This is a genomic window from Mesorhizobium sp. Cs1299R1N1, from assembly GCF_037179655.1.
GTDB lineage: Bacteria > Pseudomonadota > Alphaproteobacteria > Rhizobiales > Rhizobiaceae > Mesorhizobium > Mesorhizobium salmacidum.
Map to the genome: position 1 here is coordinate 408,452 of NZ_JAPYKR010000003.1, position 20,242 is coordinate 428,693.

Genomic DNA, 20,242 nt, shown 5'->3' on the forward strand with positions numbered 1-20,242 from the left:
AGGAGATTTTGCATGCGTATCTTTCTTACCGGCGCCACCGGCTTCATCGGTTCGGCGATTGTCCCCGAACTTCTTCAGGCCGGCCATCAGGTAATCGGCGTCACTCGCTCGGATGCCGGCGCCGAGGCGTTGGCCGCCGCGGGCGTGGAGGTGTATCGCGGAACACTCGAGGATCCTGAGGGCCTGCGCGACGGCGCGGCGAAGGCGGAAGCGGTGGTCCACACGGCCTTCGACCATGATTTTTCGAGGTTCGCCGAGAATTGCGAAAAGGACAGGCGCGTCATCACGGCACTCGGCCAGGCACTCGCCGGCTCCGACCGGCCGCTGGTGATCACGTCGGGCACCGGCATGGGCGCCCCCGGCCATGGCCAGTTGGCGGTCGAGGACGTCTTCAACCCCAGCCATCCCAATCCGCGCGTCGCCTCCGAACTCGCCGGGAATGCCCTGCTGGAAGCGGGCATCAACGTGTCGGTGATGCGGCTGCCGCAGGTCCATAACACGGTCAAGCAGGGGCTGATCTCGCCGCTCATCGAAATCGCGCGCCAGAAAGGCGTCTCGGCCTATGTCGGTGAAGGCCGCAATCGCTTTGCGGCGGGCCACCTCCTCGACGTGGCGCGCCTCTATCGCCTTGCCGTGGAAAAGCGGCAGCCGGGCGCCCGCTATCACGCCGTCGGCGAGGAAGGCGTCGAGGTGCGCGCGATCGCCGAGGCGCTTGGCCGGGGCCTGAACCTGCCGGCCGTTTCGATCGCGCCGGAAAAGGCGGCGGAGCATTTCGGCTGGATGGCGATGTTCGCCCCCATGGACCTGCCGGCCTCCAGCACGCTGACCCAGGCGCGGCTCGGCTGGCGTCCGACCGGACCGACGCTGATCGCCGATCTCGACGCCATGCGATACTGATCCGCGTAAGAGGCGGCGGCTTCAACGAGGGCATGACGGTTAGCCGTCAGCCTGGCATGACGGCGTAGCGCAGATGGACGAGGCCATGTGCCAGAGTTTCGCAGCTTTTGAGCGATAGCCGCACCTTGTCTGCAAGGCCGGCCTCGCCGAACTCGACAAACCCCTGGTTTGCCGCCCGCGCATCGAGCGCGGGGGCAACGAGAAGGCTGAGTTCGTCGACAAGCCCCGTCGCGAAGAAGGAGCCGTTGATGCCGGCGCCACCTTCGAGCAGCAGCCTGCGGATGCCGAGTTCGCGCCCGAGCACGTCGAGCATCGCGACGAGATCGATGCCGGCCGTTTGCGACACGATATAGGACACGCCGTCGGCGGCGAGTTCGGCCAGATGGCTGTCCTCGACATCACGCCCAAGCAGCACCACGACATGATCGCCGCCGATGTCGGGTTTGGCGAAGTGGAGCTTGCCGGAGGCATCAAGCGCCACGGCATAGCTGTCCGCGTCGCGCCGCGCGAAATGATGCGGCCGCTCGACCTTCTCAGCATGCGCCGGCGGGTGCGCGCCGGCCTTGCTCATCTCGGCCATGGTGACGCGGCCGACGATCCAGGCGTCGCCTTCGAGATCGCTGTGAATCTGCTCATAGAGGCCCGACCACTCGGCCCGGCTGCCATCGGGGCTGGCGGTATAGCGGCTCGGATGAAGGCTGCCGTCGATCGAGGCAAGCATATGGCAGATGATGTGCGGCTTCATGCGATTTCTCCGGGGATGGGATTGCAAAATTCAGGCCCTGTCGTCGTGCGTGCCCTCCCAAACCGCACCACTTCTACAGCGTCGGGGCGAATAGGATTCGGTCGACCTGCTGTAAGCTTCTGATCTTATGCATGTCGATATCCCGGAACCGAGGACACTTCCGGGCGACATGCATTAGGCGCCCGCACGAGACGGGACGGCTGGGCCGAAGGAGGAGCGAACCCTCGCAGACCGTGAAGTAACGCCGGCTATGTCAATTGCAATGTTTGGGGCGTGACCGGGCTAAGGCCGCTTCAAGCGCCATCACCTTCTCCGCTGCCTTCGCCAGAAACCCGGATCGCGTATAGCCATGGGCTTCGGCGAAGGCATCGATCCGCTGGAGAACGTCGTCCGGCAGGGTCACGTTGATACGCACCGCCTTCCTGGCTCCGGTCCTTGCCGCGACCAGGATTGCAACGCCGTCGCGATTGTCGGCGTCTGTCATTACGACCTCCAGACTGGAAGGCTCCGGAATGGCATCGCCATCCTCGACCAAACCTTCGATATGGAGGGCAAGGGCCTCTTCAGCCATGGACCGGGCGTCATCCAGATCCTTGCCGGCGGTAATCACGCCTGGGAAATCGGGAAAAGACACGCCGAAGTCGCTGTCGGCATCCTTGTGGATCAGTCCGATGTACTGCTTCATGTCCGTCACCTCAGTTTCAGTCCAGATTGCTTTTCAATGCTGCGCAAGGTGCCTATCGGGATATCGCGCTTGGGATGGGGAACGGTGACACGCCCTGGCTTGTCGCGGTGTTTGAATTGCGCATGGCTGCCCTTTCGAGCGACCTCGAACCAACCGTCAGCTTCCAACAGGCGGATGATTTCAGCGCTTGTCATGTGTATTTATACACATCGAAAGGTGATCTTTCAATAGCAATGTGGATGGGAACCCTGGAGCGGCCCGCCTACATTCCGACAATTCCGACAAGTCGCTGTCCGGCTCTGTTATATCGATGTTGCACAAACGGTTGACCCTGGGTTAGCATCCTCTTGTTGACGCCGATCGGAGGAATTTAGGCGGTCAGCTGGAGCGGCATGCGTTCTTGGCGCAAGGAGGATGCTCCAACACTTTAACCGGCGCGTGATCCTTCCTGAAACCGGTCCCGGTTTTTAGGGACGTGCGCTTCTGTGGAGGAGGAACCCATGAACAGACGCGAATTCCTGATGACGTCCGTGGCCGCTGGCGCCATGATGCTGGTCGCACGCTCGGCTTTCGCCGCGGACAAACTGACCATTCTCGGCTCGGTGCCCAGTCTCGGCTTTCCGTTCTTCGTGCACATGCTGAACGAGATCAAGGCCGAAGCGCAGGCGCAAGGCGTCAACCTGACCGAGAGCGACGGCCAGAACTCGGCCACCAAGCAGACCGCCGACATCGAGGCGGCGCTGGTGCAGAAGGTCAACGCCATAGTCATCTCGCCGCTCGACGTCAACGCGCTGGCGCCAGCCATCGAGGAAGCGGTCAAGGCCGGCGTTCCCGTGGTGACGATCGACCGCCGCGTCGACGGTGTCCAGGGCATCCTTGCCCATGTCGGCGCCGACAACGTCAAGGGCGGCGAGGCGGAAGCCCAGGCCGTGGTTGCGGCATTCCCCAATGGCGCCAAGCTGTTCCACCTGCAGGGCCAGCCGGGCGCGGGTCCCGCGATCGACCGCAACAAGGGCGTGCACAATGTGCTCGATCCGCTGAAGGACAAGTACCAGATCATCTATGAGCAAACCGCCAACTTCGCCCGCGCCGAGGCGCTGACGGTGACGGAAGCCGGCCTTGCCGCCAACGGCAAGCCGGACGCCATCATCTGCGCCAATGACGACATGGCGCTGGGCGCGCTCGAAGCGTGTGCCGCACGCAACTTCAGCGACGTCAAGATCTACGGCTTCGATGCGCTGCCGGAAGCGCTGGTCGCCGTGCGCGACGGCAAGCTCGCCGGCACGGTCGAACAGTTCCCCGGCAAGCAGTCGCGCACCGCCGTGCAGATTGCGGTCGCCTTCGCCAAGGACAAGACCGAGCCGAAGGAGAAGCTGGTGCTGCTGACCCCCATCGTCATCGGCAAGGACAATCTCGACAAGGCGGAAAGGCTGAACGAGACGAAGTAGGCCGACTTGAAAGACCGGCGGGACAGCGCCCCCCTCTGTCCTGCCGGACATCTCCCCCTCAAAAGGGGGGAGATCGGATGTCCCGACGTCGGCGCTCCTCCTGCAATGTTGGTGATTGGCGAAAGCAGGGCAACAGCCGATCTCCCCCCTTGAGGGGGAGATGTCCGGCAGGACAGAGGGGGGCGTTCAAGCGCAACCTGGCCAATATAGGGATGGCAACAAGGAGAAGTCTTTGCCTTTAGCTGAAGCCGCATCCCCCGTCCTGCTTGCCGTCGAGGGCGTCACCAAGCATTTCTCCGGCGTCACCGCGCTGAGCGATGTCTCGCTCGATGTCCGCCCCGGCGAAATCCTCGGCCTTCTTGGCGAGAACGGCGCGGGAAAATCGACGCTCTTGAAAATCCTGTCCGGTGTCATGCCGCCTTCCGGCGGCCGCATCACCTTCGACGGCGCCGACTACCAGCCGGCGAGCCCGCAGGATGCCAAGCGGCACGGCATCGTCACCATCTACCAGGAGCTCAGCCTGATTCCGACGCTGACGGTGGCGGAGAATATTTTCATCGGCCGCGCGCCGACCGGGCCGCTCGGACTGGTGAGCTGGCGCAAGATGGAGCAGGATTCCCGCGCCATCATTGCCCGCGTCGGTCTCTCCATCGACCCGATGACGCCGGTGTCGGCGCTGTCGGTGGCCGAGCAGCAACTGGTCGAGATCGCCCGTGCATTGTCTTTGAAAAGCCGCCTGATCATCATGGACGAGCCGACTTCGGCGCTGACCGAGACAGAGGTGCAGCGCCTGCTGTCGATCATGGACCGGCTGCGCAAGGACCATGTCGCGATCATGTTCGTCACCCACCGGCTGGAAGAGGCATCCGCCATCTGCGACCGCATGACGGTGCTGCGCGACGGCAGGCTGGCGGGGCATCTCGACCGTCAGGGCGGGCCGATCAAGCTGCCCGCCATCATCGAGAAAATGGTCGGGCGCGCCGCCTCCGAACTTTACGCGCGGCCGGCGCAACGCGCGGTGGCCGGCGATGTCGTGCTTTCCGTGCGCGGCTTGCGCACCGTGCGTGACCCCGAGGCGCCGCATGCCATCGTGCTCGACGGCGTCGACATGGACCTCAAGGCCGGCGAAATCCTCGGCGTTGCCGGCCTCGTCGGCTCAGGCCGCACCGAGCTGGCGCGCGCCATTTTCGGCGCCGACCGGATCGCTGCGGGAACGATCACGCTCGACGGCAAGGAAATCGCGCCTGCTTCGCCAGCCGACGCCATCGCGCTCGGCATCGGCCTGGTGCCGGAGGACCGCAAGCACCAGGCGATCTTTGCCGCGCTTGGTATCCTGCCGAATTTCTCGGTCGCCTCGCTTGGGCGTTTCAGCAACGGCTTCGGCTTCATGGCCGAGCGGCGCGAGCGCGACGCGCTGTCGGGGTTCAGGAAGATGCTGTCGATCCGCATGGCGTCGGCCGAACAGGCGATCGAGGGCCTGTCGGGCGGCAACCAGCAGAAGGTGATCCTGGCGCGCTGGCTGGCGCGCGACCCGAAAGTGCTGATCGTCGACGAGCCGACGCGCGGCGTCGACGTCGGAGCCAAGGCGGAGGTGCACCAGATCCTGGTGCAACTGGCGGCGCGCGGCATCGCGGTGATGATGATCTCGTCCGAGCTGCCCGAGGTGCTGGCGGTGTCGGACCGCATCGTTACCATGCGCAAGGGGCGCATCACCGGGCAGATGCCGGGCGTCGAGGCAAACGAGGAAAAGCTGATGGAATTGATGGCGCTCGACAGGCAGGATACGCCGCGACAGGACGCGCCGGCACAGGATACGGAAGGGCAGGCAGGATGAGCATCGCCGAGGAACAGAACCAGCGTGGCGGCGTGACGATCGCCCGGCTTTTGATGAGCTTCGGGCCGCTGCTGTTCCTGGCGGCCCTCGTCGTCGTCTTCACCGTGCTGAAGCCGAGCTTCATGGACCCGATCAACCTGTTCAACATCACCAGGCAGATCTCGATCACCGGGTTGATCGCGCTCGGCATGACTTTCGTCATCCTCACCGCCGGCATCGATCTGTCGGTCGGCTCGCTGCTGGCCTTCTGCGGCATGGTGGCGGCCGTGGTGGCCAAGGGCGGCACCGCCAACACGCTGTCGCTGTCGACGTCAGGCACGCAGGGTTTTGGCTGGTTCGCGGCACTGCTGGCCGCGGTGGTGGTGGGCGCCTTGGCCGGCGGCGTGCAGGGGTTCGCGATCACAAGGCTGAAAGTGCCGCCCTTCGTCGTCACGCTGGGCGGGCTGACGGTGTTCCGCGGGCTGACGCTGACCATCTCCAATGGCGGTCCGATCTCCGGCTTCGACGCCTCGATGCGCTGGTTCGGCACCGGCCTGATCGGCCCGGTGCCGGTGCCGGCGCTGATCTTCGCCGTCGCCGCCATCCTGTGCCACATCGTGCTGCGCTACACCCGCTACGGCCGCGCCGTCTATGCCGTCGGCGGCAATGCCGAAGCGGCACGACTGTCGGGCCTGCGCGTCGACCGCATCCTGGTCTCTGTCTATGTCATCGTCGGCTTCTTCGCCGGGCTCGCCGCCTTCGTGCTGTCGGCGAGGCTGAATTCTTCCGAAGCGGTGGCCGGTATCGGCTATGAGCTGACGGTGATCTCCGCCGTCGTCATCGGCGGCACCTCGCTGTTCGGCGGTATCGGCTCGGTCGGCGGCACGGTGGTGGGCGCGGCGCTGATCGGCGTGCTGCAGAACGGGCTGCAGTTCAACAACGTCTCTTCCTATACGCAAAGCATCGTCATCGGGCTCATCCTGATCCTGGCGGTGGCGTTCGATCGGTGGCTGAAATCACGGGTGAGGCGGTGAGGGGAGTTTTTTCCTTCTCCCCTTGTGGGAGAAGGTGGCCTCGCGAAGCGAGGTCGGATGAGGGGTGTTCCAGGGAACGCAAACGCCTCACTCCGCTGGAACATCCCTCATCCGTCTCGGCGCTGACGCGCCGATCCACCGCCCTGGGCGAGTCACGGGCCTCGCCCGCCCTTCGGGCCCCCCAAGGGGAAAAGGGATCACCGGCTGCCGCGTTGCTTGCAAAACGTCCTCGCCTGAAACCCGCAAACGGCGCTGTCGAGCCTCAAGCCGCCTGGCTTGCCCACAAACCATGGCCGTAGCGGCGGAAGAAACGGGCTATGAGAAGCTGCTGCCTTGCCCTGGCGAGATCGGGCAGGCGCCGTTCCTGGCGCCAGCGCGGCATGTTTCGCCAGCCGGCGATGAACCGGATCGCATCCTCGACGGCTTCGTGCGCCGATAGCGCCGGGCCGATCGCGGCCAGGAACAGAAGTTCCGACGGTCTCAATTCGTCGATGACGGCCTTGCGCCTGAAATGATCCAGGCGGGCCTGCGCGATGCCGTTGCGGCGGATCGCCTCGAAGGCTTCGAGCAAAGCGGGGCTGTCGCCGGTGTAACCGCAGGCGCGCGCGAAATCGGCGGCATCCATTCTTGCTCCCGGATCTGGCGCGCGCAATTCCGCGCCGACTCACATTTGCAAGCTGAATATAAGCATAACTCAAATAGACATAGAAGAGAGACTTTTGGAGGAGTTTGGAAACTGCGACTCGACTCCTGCTTCAAAACACGGGAATATGTGAACAAATCACGAACAAACGACGGAGGAACGATGGCGTTGCCGGGCAGGGAAGCAGTGATCGCGCAGGTCGCCTCGCTGTCGGTCGAGTGCGCCGATTGCGGCCGCAACAGGTGGTGGCGACCCGATCAGTTGAAGCGCTTCGGGGTGAACGGGAACACGCCGCTGGCCGCGCTGTCGGGTCGCATCGTCTGCTCGGCCTGCCGTGCCGACGGGCTGCCGGGCACCGCGATCTCGATCCAGGCCGCGTTCATCGACGAGCGCCAGCGCGTGCGCTCGGAAGCGCGGATGCTGAGCGATCGCGAAGCGCCGCTGGCAGGCTCGAGGCGGGCTTGAGAGGCGCTGGTTCTTCCTTCTCCCCCTGTGGGAGAAGGTGGATCGGCGCGTAGCGCCGAGACGGTTGAGGGGTGTTCCAGCGGAGTGAGACGTCGGCTTTCCTGGGAAAAACCTCATCCGGCCTCGCTTCGCGAGGCCGCCACCCTGTGCTAGTCACGGGCCTCGCCCGCCCTTCGGACCCCACACGGGGAGAAGGAAAGCGAGCCTCAATACCCCAGCAGTTCCTTCAGCGGGATGACGCGCCAGACTTGCTTGATGGCGTAGCGGTTGAAGGTCAGCGTCTTGGGCGGATTGTATTGTTCGACCACCAGCTCGCCCGCCGTGCGCCGGACCAGTTTCTTGATGAAGGCCTTGCCGTTCTTCTCGTTCTCTTCCGGAAAGGTCTCGATCACCACATGGTCGCCCGGCACCGCGTCGCGGCCGCCGCAATAGATCATGTCGCCGGGCTCGTAGCGCGGCACCATGGAATCCGAGAGCACATGCAGCGCGAACACTTTCGGCAGGTTGCGGACCCCTGGCGGACGCTGGACGTATCCCGCAGGCTCGCCGTTGAAGGTGAAGTCGCCGTCATCGCCGCCGACGGCGGCGCCGAGCACCGGAATATCCATGGCTCCGGCCGGCAGGGGGCCGGCATCGGTGACGATCTCGGCGTCCGCCACCGGGCCGGCATCGTCGAGGAAAACGACCTCGCCCTTGCCGAGCGCCACGGGGTCGACACGCAGGAAGGCGGCGGTCTTCAACAGGTTCTCGGTCTTGGGCAGGTTGCGCCCGGTTTCCCAGTTGCCGACGGCGGCGACATCGGTGTCGTTGTGCTCGGCGATGTGGCGCATGACCAGGCCGCGCTGCTTGCGTGCCTGGCGGATCGCGGCCCCGACCCTGATCGACAGTTGCGTTTTCACCATGGCCTCATGTGACCAACAAGTCCTGCTTTCGTCCATGAAAGAATGGCTTGCATCAATTTTTGAGTTATGCTTATATCACCTCATGCAAAAGCTCAACCCTCTCAGAGTCGACAGCGCCTCCAGCCCGGCCTTGCCGGGCTGCCCTTTCCCTTCCGCCCCGGCCGTCTCCTCCCCGGCCGAGGCGAAGCGCGAAGCCGATTGCCTTGGTGCATCGGCCGCGCGTCCGGTCCGCCCGTCACTGGCGGCCGGAACGGCCGGAGCCGCCGCTCCCCGCGGCTCCGGCCCCCCATTCGACCCGGCCGCGGGTTGTTCCCTGATCCGCACGCGAGACGGCACCGTCATCGCTGACGAGCCGACGACGGGCAGGGCGGTCTCAGCCCCTGACGGGGACATGGCGACGGCACGGCTTGCGCGCCTCGCCGCGCCGGCCGACCGGCGAGGCTGACAGTCCACGGCAATCCCAGCGGCCGACAGGCCGGACCAAGCCCGGTAGCGCCCATGGCGTCCGCGGGCGAACCCGACGCTTGCCTGACGGTGCCGTGCGCGGCGGCCGCTGGCCGCGCAATGGAGACGGACATGACAGGCTACAGCGACAGCGAATTGCAGGCGATTGCCGCCTGGCTGAAGGACGGGCTTTCGGCATCGAGGATCGCGGCCGCGTTCAGCGCACTGCGTGGCGCGCGCGTATCGCGCAACGCCATCATCGGCATCGTCCACCGCAACGGCATGCTGGGCGCGATCGGCTTTGCCAACGGCAAGGGCCTGCCGGCGGCCGTTATGGCGACGGCCAAGGCAGCGCGCCGCGCCGCCAAGGCGGAAACCATAATCGAACGTGCCGGCGCCGCGCTGCAGCCGGCCAAACCCGCCATGCGGCCGAAGCGGGCTCCTTCGCCCGTCCGGCCACGGCTTTTCCAGCGCGAGGCGGGCGTGCTGATCGCCGATGGGGAAACCTACCGTTTCAAGGTACCCGCACCGCCACGGGGTCCCATCGGCCGACAGCCGCATGGCGTGGCCATGCGCTTCATCGACTGCCTGTTCAGCCGCTGTCGAGCGCCGCTCGACCTGGCGCTGGAGGAAGACCCTCAAAATGGTGCGCCCGGCGGGCGGCCGGGCCAGGACATGCTGTGCTGCGGCATGCGCACCAAGGCAATGAAAAGCTACTGCACCTATCATCAGGCGCGCTTCCAGCGCCGTGTTTGCGAGGCCGGGTGAAGCTTGGTCCCTTCTTCCAGGTTACGGGGAGAAAGTCGCGCCTGCGTGCCGTCGCCAGTCCCGATCGCCGCGAAATATTGGGAGAATTGCTTTGAACAGCTATCGGGCCGCACCGCTATTTCGGTATCTGGCGGCCCTGTTTGGGCAGGCGGCTCTGCACCGTTCGTTGCTCCAGCACCGTCGCCGGGCCGCCGCCGGCAACCAGGATGCCGGCAACGCGGGCAAAGCCGGTGAACACTTTTATCGCATCGGACTGCGAGATCTGCGCCGCGATGGCCGCGCTGCAGGCGTTGAGCGCGCTGCGATAGACGTGGCCCCGCCGCTCGATCGGCCAACGCTGGAGGAAATCGGCGGCATCGCTGACGTTTTCGATCTCCTCGACATGTCCGTCCAGGGACACTTTGAGCGGTACTCCGGTTTTCATCGTACCCACGGCGTTCACCTTCGGTCCACGCGCGGCATTCAAGCCGACGCTCATAAACGCACAAGGCCGGCAAGCGGTTGCATCGCCGCCCTCTCAGGGGCTCGCCGCGGCGTCGAGCCACTCATGCGCGCGGCTTCTTGGCTTGGCTACCAATATGCCTTGTTGCCTTGCCGCCTCTCGAAAGGCCTCGAAGGCGGGGCGCGGGCAGCAAGTACCCTCGACCGCGAGCCGGATGAGCCGGGCTGCCTCGAGATAGGCCGGCGCGGTCTTGTCGGGCCATTGGTGACGAAGCGCCGTTGCCGCATCGGCCACCGAGCCGACCAGCATGGTCTTGTTGTCGCAAAAACGCAGGGTCACCGGCATGAAAGCCGTCATGGGCAAACCTCCCCTAGGCATGGACGCGTCATAACGTCCGGACCGGCGGCTGGTTCCATCAGCGCGGCTGGAAGCACGGCGTGGAGCGCGGCATGAGCGAACGGCCCTTCATGCAGCTCTACGTCTCTGATTTCGTCGGCGACACGCTGCAGCTCTCCACCGAGCAGATCGGCGCCTACATGCTGCTGCTGATGGCAATGTGGAATGCCGGCGGCGGCTTGCCCGACGATGACGCCAGGCTGGCGCGCGTGGCGCGGCTGCCGTTGAAACGATGGCGGGCGATCAGCGCCGAGCTGCTGGCCTTCTTCGAGCGCGAGAGCGGCGAGATCGGTCACAAGAGGCTGACGAAGGAGCTGCGCAAGGCGCGGCTCAAGAGCGAGGCGAGGGCGGCCGCCGGCGCGCGCGGCGGGGCCGCCACCGCCTTGAAAACAAAGGCGCATGCCGGGGCAAATGCCGATGTTTTGATGCGGCATTCTCCAGATTCCAGAAACCAGATGGAAAAAGCTCCCGCTTTTTCAGCGCGCGAGGCGCGCGAAAGACCGGGGACTTCGATTGGGGGTGAGGCGACGTCGGGATCGCGCGGCCCGGGCCGGCCCAAGAAACCGCCGGGCTGGATCAGGCCGAAAACCCACAGCGACGCCGCCAACGCCATCATCGAGGAGATCCGCGGATATGACCACGGCCGAACTGCAGCAGGCGACGAAGGCGCTGGCGGCAATGTTCTCCTGCTTCCCGCAATCCGCCCTGACTGATGTCGAGATGCAGCTGCGCGGCTATCTCGGCGCCGTCAGGGATGCCGAGCTGGCTGACTTGCAGGCCGCCATCCAGCGCTTCGTGCGCGGCGAGGTGAAGAGCGGCAACGCGCAGTTCTGCCCTTCGAGCGCGCAGCTCTGCATCGAAGTGCGCGAGCGGCGCTTAATGCGGGAGCTGCTGGCGCGGCGCGGCGCCGAGGCGGCTGCAAAGCTGGCGAAGCGATGAGGAGTTTCGATCGACAGGTCGGCGCGAAGGATCGCGACCTTCCAAGGAAACACACCCCAACAGGAGCCACATCCATGCCCAGGAAAACCAAAGCCGCCAGACCGCAGGCGCCGAAACTGTCGAAGGGCGAGGCCGAGCAGGTGCGCATCCGCCGCGAGGTCGGCCATGATTTCGCACTGAAGGACGATGCCTTCGGCCGCAAGCGGTTGACATCAGGCACGGCCGAGGCGCGGCGCGTCTACGAGGTGTCGAATGACGGCCACGCTTCCACCGGCGGCATCGTACGGGTGCGCAATGTCGACCCGCTCCTGGGCATCACCTCGCTGTCGCGCCAGCAGCGCGAGGCCGGCCTGCGCTACCGCGAGCATTTCCAGTCCAGCCAGCGGGCTGATATCAAGCCGATGCGCTGGACGGAGCGCGTCGACGGCGGTCGCATCGGCGGCGGCATCGCCGACAGCGTGCTCAACGCCGGCCGCGCGCATGCCGCCGCGACACGGGCGCTCGGGCATTGGGACGTGGCGGCGATCGTGCAGAAGGTCGTGTGCCTGGAACAGCCGGCGAGGACCGTGGCCGAGCAGGATGGCGAAGGACGCGACGTGGTGACGAAGCTGCTGAAGCTGGGGCTCGACCTGCTGGCCGTGCATTATGGGATGATGATGGGCCGGTGAGGTGGTCCAACACCGCCGAATGCTTCTGCAAACGGCTATGATTGATCCGGCCGACGGCAGCCGGCCAGATCAATTTGAACGGTCAATAGCGGCAGACACGCACTCTTTCGATGATCCGGTGGTGATGACGCCAGTGCTTCACCACTTCGGTGTGGCAGCGACGACTGTGCATGCCGTAATAGCGCGGCCGATAGCCGTTATCGTACATGCTGTAACGGTAGTGGTGACGGCCGTAATAGGGACCATAGTCGGAGTAGTCGCGGTAATAGTCCCCATAGTAGTCGCGATGTCTGGGAACGTAATAATCGTCATCATAGCCGTTCCCGATGCCGAGCGTGATGCTGGCGGCATTCGCGGGGGCCATCACCGCCACCGCCGAAGCAACCGCGATCACGGAAGCGAGCAAGAGTTTTTTCATGACAACCTCCTCTTTCAAGGTGTGTCTAATAAACGCTGAGGTCGCAGCCCTGTTCCCATAAATCGGTGAATCGATGGGTTCGACTTGTGGGCCGTGGCGGCGGAAAGCACCTGCCGGGCGGTGTCTGGCCGCACCTGTCAGCAGTCACAAAAAAGACAACCCCGCGAGCGAGGCTGTCTCCATGGCCGCGCCGCGTTGTCAGCTGCCGCCAATCAATTTCACGCTGCTGCAGAATTCCGGATGCGTGTTGGTGGGGTTGGCGTTCTTGACCTCGTCAGCGCAGGCGGTTCTCATCGCCGTCTGGTCTTCGGGCGTCAGCGCCTTCCAGGCTCTCGCGAAGGCGTCGTTGCTGACCATCGTCTTCATGCCGAAGTCCGTGTAGAACGGCTTCATCTTGGCAGGATCATCGAGAGCGGACGTTCCCTTGCTGGATCCCGCGAGAGCCGAACCGGCGACCATTGAAAGCGCCATCGCGCCAAGACAGATCATCTTGATGTTCATGGTGAGGTCCTTCCCTGTTGCTTTGTGACCGTCGAAGCAACGATCAAGCTTTTTAGCGAAACAGTTTGCCCGGAAGTTCCGGATTGTCAGGTCAAAATTGCTCAAACAAGCCAAAACATATTCCAGAAAATCCTAAAACGTTCGAGAAATTCGAACGCAGGGCAGGGGGGTCCAGGACTTTGTTATTTTCGCCATCCTTCTCCCAGTTTCGCGATTTGCGGACGGTTCCGGAGGCGGTCTCGGCTCGGCAAAAAAAGTCCCGCCGGAGAGCCAGCGAGGCATTGATTGGAGGGTCTTGTCATCGCCCGGAAGGCGATCACGCAGCAACGAGGGCGGCTCGCGGAAAGTTTCAGCGCTCCCTCTCTGTTTTCGCGGCGATGGTTACGCCGGTCTCTGCCGGCTCCTGCCCGGCGGCGCCGCGCGGCTGCGCCATCGACCGGGCCGCATCCGCTCCGGCCGCCAGGATGCGATCCGACAGGTCCCCACCCTCCACCGCGCGGGCCAGTTGAAGCGCGCCGATGAGCGTCGCGAAGATACCGAATGCCACGGCCTCCGGATCGCTTGTATGCCGCGGGACAGCGGCCGACACCTGGCGCACCAAAGTCATCAAGCGTTCGGTGTAGAGTTGTCGCGTTTCCAGCTGCTCCCGCGCGATTTCCGGCAATAGGGCGGCGGAAGCGCAGCCCGTGCCCGGATTGTCGCGGTGCTGCGCCGACAGATAGGCGTCTATGGCCGTTGCCAGGCCGCCGGAGGCCAGCGCCTGCGCGATCTGGCCCGACTGACCCTCCAGCGCCCCCGCCACGCATTCCCGGACAAGTGCCGCCTTGGAGGGAAAGTGCGGATAGAAGGCGCCGTTGGTCAGCCCGGCGTCGCTCATGATGCTTGCCAGTCCCGAGGCGGCGATGCCGTCGTCCCGGAACCGCTGTGTGGCGACCTCCATGATCCGGCTGCGCGATGTGTCCTTCCGGCCCTTTTCGTACCGCATGTCCTGTCCTTCCCAGACCTCTATTGCATTATGATCATAATCTGATATTACGAACATAATTCAACGCCTGGAAGAAAGCTAGCCCTGACTGGCTCTGGAGCATCAAAATGAAGCGCATTTCGGAAAGACCGCGATCGTGAACGAGCGAGTACGATGAAAGCCTTTGTCGCCGACAAATATGAGAAGAAAGGCGCGCTCCGGCTCGCCGATATGCCGAAGCCGGAATTGCAAGACAATGATGTCCTGGTCGAGGTCCACGCCGCCGGCGTGAACCTTCTGGATTCCAAGCTGCGGGACGGGGAGTTCAAACTCATTGTGCCTTATCGGCCACCCTTCGTCCTTGGCCACGACGTGGCCGGTATTGTCGTGCGGGCCGGATCGAAGGTCCGCAAGTTCAAAGCCGGCGACGAAGTCTATGCACGGCCGCGCGACGGCCGGATTGGGACATTCGCCGAATTCATCGCCATGGATGAGGCCGACGTTGCCCTGAAGCCGAAAAACCTCAGCATGGAGGAGGCGGCTTCCATTCCCCTGGTTGGTCTGACCGCCTGGCAAGTGCTGGTCGAAAGGGCAGGGCTGAGGAAAGGCCAGAAGGTCTTTATCCAGGCCGGCTCCGGCGGGGTGGGCACGTTTGCCATCCAACTGGCGAAGCATCTCGGCGCGACGGTTGCGACAACGGCGAGCGCGGCGAGCATGGACCTGGTGAAAAGTCTCGGCGCCGATGTCGTCGTCGACTATCGCAAGGACGATTTCGAGAAGGTCCTGCAGGGCTACGACGTCGTCGTGAACAGCCAGGATGCCAAGACGCTCGAAAAATCGCTGCGCGTGCTGAAACCGGGCGGCAAGCTGATATCCATTTCCGGCCCGCCGGATCCCGAGTTCGCCAGGAAGCAAGGCCTCAACGTCGTGCTGAAGCTGGTGCTGCGGCTGCTTAGTCTTAGCATACGCCGCAGGGCCAAACGCGCCGGTGTGGACTATTCCTTCCTGTTCATGTGGGCGCAGGGCGACCAGCTGAGCCGGATCACGTCGCTCATCGAAACCGGCGTCGTACGTCCTGTCATGGACCGGACTTTTCCGTTCGAACAGACCAACGAGGCCTTGGCCTATGTCGAAACGGGGCGGGCCAAGGGCAAGGTGGTCGTGAAGGTCAGATAGAGACGGCCGGGAGCCGCAGGACCAATGTCGCGGCGACGCCCGGTTCGCTAGCCGGCGCTAGCCCGCCGGTCCTGTCTCGACCTCCTGGAGATAAAAAACCTTGCTCGGCTGCAGATGGTCGACGCAGAGCTGCGCCAGCACCCAATTGTCGCTGCGTTTCAGCGCCTCGATCATCATCAGGTGGTGCTGGCGCGAGATGTAGAGCTTGTCCCGGTCGGCCAGCGAATTGGCCCGCACCGGCAGGCTGAGGCGCATATAGTGCTCGATCGAGGACACCAGATAGGCATTGCCGCAGGCCGAGAACATGGTGAGGTGGAAACGGTCATTGGCCTCGTGAATGCCTCTGAGGTAACCGGCGTCGACATGGGCGCTGTAGACGTGGTGGATCTCGGTCAATTCCGCGATCAGCGCGTCGCTCGCCGGCAGGCGGATCATCAGCGCGGCCTGCCGCTGCAGCATCTCGCGCACCTCGTAGATCTGGCGGACCTCCTCGGGCGCGAGCCGGCGCACCATGGCGCCCTTGTTGCGCTCGCGCGTGGCGACGCCGAGCCTTTCCAACTGGCAGAGGGCCTGGCGGATGGTGTGGCGCGAGACCGGGAAACGGGCCAGAAGCACGTCCTCGACCAGGCGCGTGCCGGGCGCCAGCCGGCCGAAGATGATGTCTTCCTCCAGCGCGTGGACGATATCGGCTTCCTTGCCGCCATAGTCGACCGTGTTGAGCATCGCGACCCTCTTGTTGGTCCGGCCAATGAGGATTGACCCCGGCCAATTTCTCATTGGCCGCAGGCCACTCTAGAGCATTTCCGGCGAAAACAGGATGCTCCATCCGTTTGTTCGCTGCTTGCGGGCCGACAGGGAAAGGCCCGCCACCGACGCGACTCGTGACGGGCCTTCTGGAGTACGCCGGGCTTCCGACCGCCCGGCTATTGCAAAACCTGCCGGCGGCGCGATCGTTCCATCACAACAGGAAGCTTACCTCGGGGGAACGGGCCTTGCGGAGGTGCAGGTACCCCCGGTAACGGCCGACAGTCTCTCACGCTTCGAAAGCATCGGCTTATTTGTGAATGAGCCATTCTATCAAGCCGGTCTCGACCCGCTCGCAGCCGGTAAACTCGGACACCAGGTTTTTGGCCAGATCGCGCCATTGACACTCGGGCAGGTTCGCTTCCCTGACCAAATCTCGAAATACAGCGCGGAGAATGTCGGCATCGAAGGCGGAGACGGCAACGGGAGCCGCGTCTTCCCAGGCTTGGGCGGTGTCATCGCGATGGCGTCGGCGAAGCCGGTTCAAAAGCTCGCGTGATTGCGCGATCACACGCCGGGAATGGTCTAAATCGCGGCGAAAGGCGGCGTTTCCAGCAATGGAACGATGCCGTAACAGGAAGCTGGCTTCGATAGCTGCCTGCGCCATGTCTATATGGCTTTCAACCATCGCTACCTCCCTCAGGACTAATTTACTCCTCCGAAGGGGTATCTCAAAGGGGATTCAACGTACGATTTGGTACGAGGGGGAAGCTTGGCGGAGTATTGAACGGACCGGCCCGAACAGCGTAGGCGTGCGCAACGGCGACGCCCGCTTTGGTCGGCTCTAATGTCCGACGACCATGTCAGCCCCTGGGCGACATGTATTAGTTCCTGTCCGACGGCTTCGAGCGCATCCTCGACACTGTCTCGCGCTCGGCGCGTTTGGAGCGCAGCGGCGGCAGGCCGCGATCGATCAGGTCCATGTCTTCCAGCACCATGTCGCCCATGCGCTTGAAGGCGACGTCGAGGGCGCCGGCGCGGTGGGCGGAGCGCAGGAAGCCGGGCAGCGCGCGCACGGGATGGTCGCCCGCCAGCGGCTCTTCGGGGAAGACGTCGCTGGCGGCGAGGATGTGGCCGCTCTTCACCGCCGCCATCAAGGCGGGGAAGTCGACCACGCCGGCACGGCTGAGCAGGATGAAGGCAGCGCCCGTGCGCATACTGGCGAAAGCATCGGCGCCCAGAAAACCCTGGTTCTCCGAGGTCACCGAGGCGACGACGAAAACGAAGTCGCTTTGCGATAGCACCTCGTCCAGCGAAGCCGGCTCGACGCCATTTTCCCTCAGGATCGACGGCGGCAGCCAGGGGTCGAACACCTTCGTGCGGGTGCGGAAGCCCGACAGCAGGCGGTTGAGCGCGCGGCCGAGATCGCCGAAGCCGATGATGCCGACATCGGCGCCCGAAAGCAGCCGCGCCGTCTGGTTGCCGTCGCCGCCCCATAGTTCCTGCCCTTGGCGGAAAGCGAGGTCGGCATCGACGATGCCGCGGGCAAGGTTGAGCGCCATGGCCAGGCCGAGTTCGGCCACCGGCTCGGCGAAGACCAGGCCCGTCGTGACGACATGGATGCCGCGCGAAAACAGCGTTTCATAGGGCATGTTGTTGAGGAGATTGCTCTCGACATTGAAGACGCAGCGCAGCGCCTTCATCGCGTCAAGCGTCTCCGGCGAGATCGGCGGTTGGCCGACGATGTAGCGGGCCTCGGCCAGCACCTCGGCCGGCAGTCGCGCTACACCGTGCGGCGTCGTCTCGACGATGCGGTAACGCGCCTTGAGCCGCGCCAGCTGCGGCGGCGTGAAGATCAGCTCGAGCGTGCGCGGCTCGGGCGCGCTGATGACCAGCGGCAAGGCGGTCTCTGACATGGCAAGCTCCTCCCGAAACGGCTTGTGGCGCTTTCTCGGTCCTAAATCTATCCCGGACTAGCGGATTTAAAAGCACGGTAGACCGATTTACTCGGCGCAGGAGCGTTTCGCTCAAATCAGAGAGCCGTCCCGGCACGATTGACATTGGCGCAAAGCCGGTCTTCTCTGCGTATCCAACAAAGGGGGAATAGCTGATGAAGAAATACGAGAAGCCAAGCTGGCAGAAGCGCGAACGGCTTTCGGCCGTCACTGCCGCCGTTGTATTTTCGGTAACGCTGACCTGAAGGCATTCGCTAGCCGTGACAAAGGCGCGACCGGTCGCGCCGTTTGCTTTGGGAAAAGCACGCCATCACCCCCGCGGCTTTGGCGGTGCGGGCTTCTGTTCCTCGCCGCTTGGCTCGGCGGACAGCCGCTGCTTGCGAAGGCGGGCGGTCTTTGCGTCGCGGGCCTTTCGTTCGGCGTCGAGGATGATCCGCGACTCGCGATCCGCTCTCTCAAGCTTTTTCTTGTCGACCAATCGGGCCACTTCGTTCTCCGGCGGCATGTCGCATTCCATAAAACCAATCGTGTGCGGCAAGGTTCCGCCGGATGCCGGCTGCGAGCGACCGCGTCAGGATTTTGCCTGGCCTGACCGCTCGGCGCGATGGCCGGTCTGCCAGCTGGTGAGTTGGCGCTCGGCCTCGGATATGGTCACGCTCATCAAGCCGTCAAATTCGGCCATGGCTTCCATATGCCCATGATCAATGATGGATTTGCGAAGAATGCGCATCGCCAGAATGGCATCCTGCAACGCGCGGTCGATGTTCTTGACCATGACAGGATCTCCTGCGGGCATAACCTGCCTGCGCGCCGCTGGTTCCGGCTGAACGGCACTGGATTTGCCATTTTTCAGCGCTATGTCATTGTCCTGGGAAGCGCTCCGCCGCTCCCCTTCCGCCGCAAGGGAGGGACAAGGTAGAGGTGCTTTCCTTGGGACGGCACTAGGGAAGCGCCTTCTGACGATAGAGGGCGGGAGGCCCCTCACGCCATACCCGGCTCCCGCCGCAAATGGCGCATCTTGCGGCCGATGATCATTAGCTGGCGTGCCGTGTTGTTGCGCAGGCGCCGCGCGCGCCATTCCAGTCCGGTTTCGGTGGTGATCCGCTTGGCATATACGCTCACACGCATGCCTGCCTTATCGGAAGCTAACTTGACCGGATCGTCATAGAAGGTGCCGATCTTGTCAGCCGCCATGCCTGGTGTTTCCAGCCAGCGTGGAATGTGGACGGAATGGAGCTGATCGACGTCGATCATGACCCGCCCTATGCCGACGCCCGGCGTCGGGCATGTCGTACAGAACGCGTCGCCAATGAAGACGACCCCGTCGCGGCGGTGGCCTTGCGTCGTGGTCAGATTGACCTGCCGGACCTCGACGGGACTCGCGACAGCGAAGTTGCCGCATTGCGCCGATATTTCGGGCATCAACTCGCAAAGCATCTTTTGCGGATCCGCCCGGAAATCCCTCGTCCATTGATCGGCCACGGTGCGATAGACGAACATGTTGGCCCGCATCTTGTCGCCGAGAGGGAAGATGCTGATGTAGGCTACGCGGTCGCTCGCCCGCCTGCCGTAGCAGGTGACGGCCCGAAAGCCGCAGTCGCGCTGTGAGACAGCGAGGTCGAAACCCATCGACAGCGAATGGGCTTTCGATTGCTCCACGCGTTCGACGCCGATGGCGCGCCGCACCGCTTCGCCGTAGCCGGTGGCGACCACCAGCAGGCGGGCAATGATGACGCTGCCGTCGCTCAGCACCAGGCGCTGCCGGTCCGGTCCGGTCGAGACCTCGACGACCTTGCCGACCGTCAGCGGCACTTGCGGGGGAAGGGCGTCACGAAGCCCGTTGATCAACGCGCCGTAGGAAAATGCGTATTCCGGCCTGCGCTCACGCGCGAACAACTGCCCGAGGCGGAAGACGTGAATGTCGTCGAACGGTGTGACGAGACGTTTGATCGTTTCGTCGAGGCCGAGCTTCTCGAACAGCCGTATCTGGTCGGTACCGATTTTCTCGGCCCGGAACTCGTCGTGATGGATCCGGTGCGGATCGATCAGCGCCACCTTGCGGCCGGCTTTTCCCAAGGCGGTGGCCAGCGTGGTACCGGCCATTCCGGCGCCAACGATCGCCACGTCGACTTCGGCCGGAACAGCCTCGACGGTGGTCATCTCGCTGCCCTTCATGCCAGTCATCTTCTGTCTCC

At 64.1% G+C, this 20,242-nt stretch carries 26 protein-coding genes and 1 pseudogene; 11 read left to right on the plus strand and 16 right to left on the minus strand.

The annotated features are described in order from the left end of the window. Nucleotides 1-12: 12 nt before the first annotated feature. Nucleotides 13-897: an SDR family oxidoreductase gene (locus tag O7A70_RS08880; protein WP_337140043.1), complete on the plus strand. Its 885-nt coding sequence runs from the start codon at nt 13-15 to the stop codon at nt 895-897. Between the two features lie 46 nt (nt 898-943). Here the strand turns inward: O7A70_RS08880 and O7A70_RS08885 are convergent, their stop codons facing one another. From O7A70_RS08885 to O7A70_RS08895, 3 genes are all read right to left on the minus strand, one after another. Continuing rightward, nucleotides 944-1,642 (minus strand): RibD family protein, encoded by a 699-nt coding sequence (locus O7A70_RS08885; RefSeq protein ID WP_337140044.1) that lies wholly within the window; start codon nt 1,640-1,642, stop codon nt 944-946. A 253-nt stretch (nt 1,643-1,895) separates the two neighbouring features. Beyond that, nucleotides 1,896-2,327, minus strand: coding sequence for a type II toxin-antitoxin system HicB family antitoxin (locus tag O7A70_RS08890; protein ID WP_337140045.1), 432 nt, complete (start codon nt 2,325-2,327; stop codon nt 1,896-1,898). Nucleotides 2,328-2,332: 5 nt separating this feature from the next. After that, entirely contained in the window at nt 2,333-2,521 is a 189-nt protein-coding gene (locus O7A70_RS08895) for a type II toxin-antitoxin system HicA family toxin (RefSeq protein WP_140763548.1), read from the minus strand. A gap of 306 nt (nt 2,522-2,827) precedes the next feature. On the opposite strand from O7A70_RS08895, the gene O7A70_RS08900 reads away from it, so the two are divergent. From O7A70_RS08900 to O7A70_RS08910, 4 genes and pseudogenes are all read left to right on the plus strand, one after another. Further along, nucleotides 2,828-3,775: a substrate-binding domain-containing protein gene (locus tag O7A70_RS08900; protein ID WP_337140046.1), complete on the plus strand. Its 948-nt coding sequence runs from the start codon at nt 2,828-2,830 to the stop codon at nt 3,773-3,775. 322 nt (nt 3,776-4,097) lie between these two features. Beyond that, nucleotides 4,098-4,526 (plus strand): annotated as a pseudogene (locus O7A70_RS34180) (ATP-binding cassette domain-containing protein); the annotation flags it as partial. After that, nucleotides 4,500-5,609, plus strand: coding sequence for a sugar ABC transporter ATP-binding protein (locus tag O7A70_RS08905; protein ID WP_442921173.1), 1,110 nt, complete (start codon nt 4,500-4,502; stop codon nt 5,607-5,609). The pseudogene O7A70_RS34180 and the gene O7A70_RS08905, both read left to right, overlap by 27 nt. After that, entirely contained in the window at nt 5,606-6,622 is a 1,017-nt protein-coding gene (locus O7A70_RS08910; protein WP_337140049.1) for an ABC transporter permease, read from the plus strand. Before O7A70_RS08905 ends, O7A70_RS08910 begins: the two co-directional genes overlap by 4 nt. A gap of 262 nt (nt 6,623-6,884) precedes the next feature. Here O7A70_RS08910 and O7A70_RS08915 read toward each other — a convergent pair whose 3' ends face one another. Further along, complete coding sequence (locus O7A70_RS08915) at nt 6,885-7,247, minus strand: hypothetical protein (RefSeq protein ID WP_337140050.1); 363 nt, start codon at nt 7,245-7,247, stop codon at nt 6,885-6,887. A gap of 180 nt (nt 7,248-7,427) precedes the next feature. Here O7A70_RS08915 and O7A70_RS08920 point away from each other — a divergent pair, with 180 nt between their 5' ends. Then, nucleotides 7,428-7,730: a hypothetical protein gene (locus tag O7A70_RS08920; RefSeq protein WP_027146301.1), complete on the plus strand. Its 303-nt coding sequence runs from the start codon at nt 7,428-7,430 to the stop codon at nt 7,728-7,730. Between the two features lie 206 nt (nt 7,731-7,936). Here O7A70_RS08920 and O7A70_RS08925 read toward each other — a convergent pair whose 3' ends face one another. Continuing rightward, entirely contained in the window at nt 7,937-8,632 is a 696-nt protein-coding gene (locus O7A70_RS08925; protein ID WP_027144203.1) for an XRE family transcriptional regulator, read from the minus strand. A gap of 576 nt (nt 8,633-9,208) precedes the next feature. Between O7A70_RS08925 and O7A70_RS08930 the strand changes: the two genes are divergently transcribed. Next, entirely contained in the window at nt 9,209-9,844 is a 636-nt protein-coding gene (locus tag O7A70_RS08930) for a GcrA family cell cycle regulator (protein WP_337140051.1), read from the plus strand. Nucleotides 9,845-9,959: 115 nt separating this feature from the next. On the opposite strand, the gene O7A70_RS08935 is transcribed toward O7A70_RS08930, so the two are convergent. Both O7A70_RS08935 and O7A70_RS08940 read right to left on the minus strand, forming a co-directional pair. Further along, the gene (locus O7A70_RS08935; protein WP_032935350.1) at nt 9,960-10,268 is read right to left on the minus strand and encodes a DUF982 domain-containing protein; all 309 of its coding nucleotides are present in this window, start codon (nt 10,266-10,268) and stop codon (nt 9,960-9,962) included. Nucleotides 10,269-10,361: 93 nt separating this feature from the next. Further along, on the minus strand, nt 10,362-10,643 hold the full coding sequence (locus tag O7A70_RS08940; protein WP_140508531.1) for a DUF982 domain-containing protein: 282 nt from the start codon (nt 10,641-10,643) through the stop codon (nt 10,362-10,364). 92 nt (nt 10,644-10,735) lie between these two features. On the opposite strand from O7A70_RS08940, the gene O7A70_RS08945 reads away from it, so the two are divergent. The 3 genes from O7A70_RS08945 (at nt 10,736) to O7A70_RS08955 (ending at nt 12,289) form a co-directional block, all read left to right on the plus strand. Further along, complete coding sequence (locus tag O7A70_RS08945) at nt 10,736-11,395, plus strand: YdaU family protein (RefSeq protein WP_337140053.1); 660 nt, start codon at nt 10,736-10,738, stop codon at nt 11,393-11,395. After that, complete coding sequence (locus O7A70_RS08950; protein ID WP_337140054.1) at nt 11,316-11,621, plus strand: hypothetical protein; 306 nt, start codon at nt 11,316-11,318, stop codon at nt 11,619-11,621. Before O7A70_RS08945 ends, O7A70_RS08950 begins: the two co-directional genes overlap by 80 nt. Nucleotides 11,622-11,695: 74 nt before the next feature. Then, entirely contained in the window at nt 11,696-12,289 is a 594-nt protein-coding gene (locus tag O7A70_RS08955) for a DUF6456 domain-containing protein (RefSeq protein ID WP_337140055.1), read from the plus strand. Nucleotides 12,290-12,371: 82 nt separating this feature from the next. On the opposite strand, the gene O7A70_RS08960 is transcribed toward O7A70_RS08955, so the two are convergent. The 3 genes from O7A70_RS08960 to O7A70_RS08970 all read right to left on the minus strand — a co-directional run bounded on the left by O7A70_RS08960 (nt 12,372) and on the right by O7A70_RS08970 (nt 14,193). Further along, nucleotides 12,372-12,707 carry a hypothetical protein gene (locus O7A70_RS08960; RefSeq protein WP_027144208.1) on the minus strand — a complete coding sequence of 112 codons (336 nt, stop codon included), beginning with the start codon at nt 12,705-12,707 and terminating at the stop codon, nt 12,372-12,374. Nucleotides 12,708-12,905: 198 nt separating this feature from the next. Next, entirely contained in the window at nt 12,906-13,208 is a 303-nt protein-coding gene (locus O7A70_RS08965) for a hypothetical protein (protein WP_337140056.1), read from the minus strand. 349 nt (nt 13,209-13,557) lie between these two features. Further along, the gene (locus O7A70_RS08970; RefSeq protein WP_337140057.1) at nt 13,558-14,193 is read right to left on the minus strand and encodes a TetR/AcrR family transcriptional regulator; all 636 of its coding nucleotides are present in this window, start codon (nt 14,191-14,193) and stop codon (nt 13,558-13,560) included. Between the two features lie 153 nt (nt 14,194-14,346). Between O7A70_RS08970 and O7A70_RS08975 the strand changes: the two genes are divergently transcribed. Further along, nucleotides 14,347-15,348 (plus strand): NADP-dependent oxidoreductase, encoded by a 1,002-nt coding sequence (locus O7A70_RS08975; protein WP_337140059.1) that lies wholly within the window; start codon nt 14,347-14,349, stop codon nt 15,346-15,348. 57 nt (nt 15,349-15,405) lie between these two features. On the opposite strand, the gene O7A70_RS08980 is transcribed toward O7A70_RS08975, so the two are convergent. The 6 genes from O7A70_RS08980 to O7A70_RS09005 form a co-directional block, all read right to left on the minus strand. Beyond that, nucleotides 15,406-16,071: a GntR family transcriptional regulator gene (locus O7A70_RS08980; protein ID WP_337140060.1), complete on the minus strand. Its 666-nt coding sequence runs from the start codon at nt 16,069-16,071 to the stop codon at nt 15,406-15,408. A 331-nt stretch (nt 16,072-16,402) separates the two neighbouring features. Continuing rightward, complete coding sequence (locus O7A70_RS08985; RefSeq protein ID WP_337140061.1) at nt 16,403-16,780, minus strand: hypothetical protein; 378 nt, start codon at nt 16,778-16,780, stop codon at nt 16,403-16,405. Between the two features lie 196 nt (nt 16,781-16,976). Then, nucleotides 16,977-18,008, minus strand: a complete 1,032-nt coding sequence (locus O7A70_RS08990) for a hydroxyacid dehydrogenase (RefSeq protein ID WP_337140062.1) — start codon at nt 18,006-18,008, stop codon at nt 16,977-16,979. A gap of 349 nt (nt 18,009-18,357) precedes the next feature. After that, the gene (locus tag O7A70_RS08995; protein WP_245262156.1) at nt 18,358-18,585 is read right to left on the minus strand and encodes a hypothetical protein; all 228 of its coding nucleotides are present in this window, start codon (nt 18,583-18,585) and stop codon (nt 18,358-18,360) included. A 33-nt stretch (nt 18,586-18,618) separates the two neighbouring features. Beyond that, complete coding sequence (locus O7A70_RS09000) at nt 18,619-18,822, minus strand: hypothetical protein (RefSeq protein ID WP_140508552.1); 204 nt, start codon at nt 18,820-18,822, stop codon at nt 18,619-18,621. Nucleotides 18,823-19,028: 206 nt separating this feature from the next. Next, nucleotides 19,029-20,231: an FAD-dependent oxidoreductase gene (locus tag O7A70_RS09005; RefSeq protein WP_337140063.1), complete on the minus strand. Its 1,203-nt coding sequence runs from the start codon at nt 20,229-20,231 to the stop codon at nt 19,029-19,031. Nucleotides 20,232-20,242: the final 11 nt, after the last annotated feature.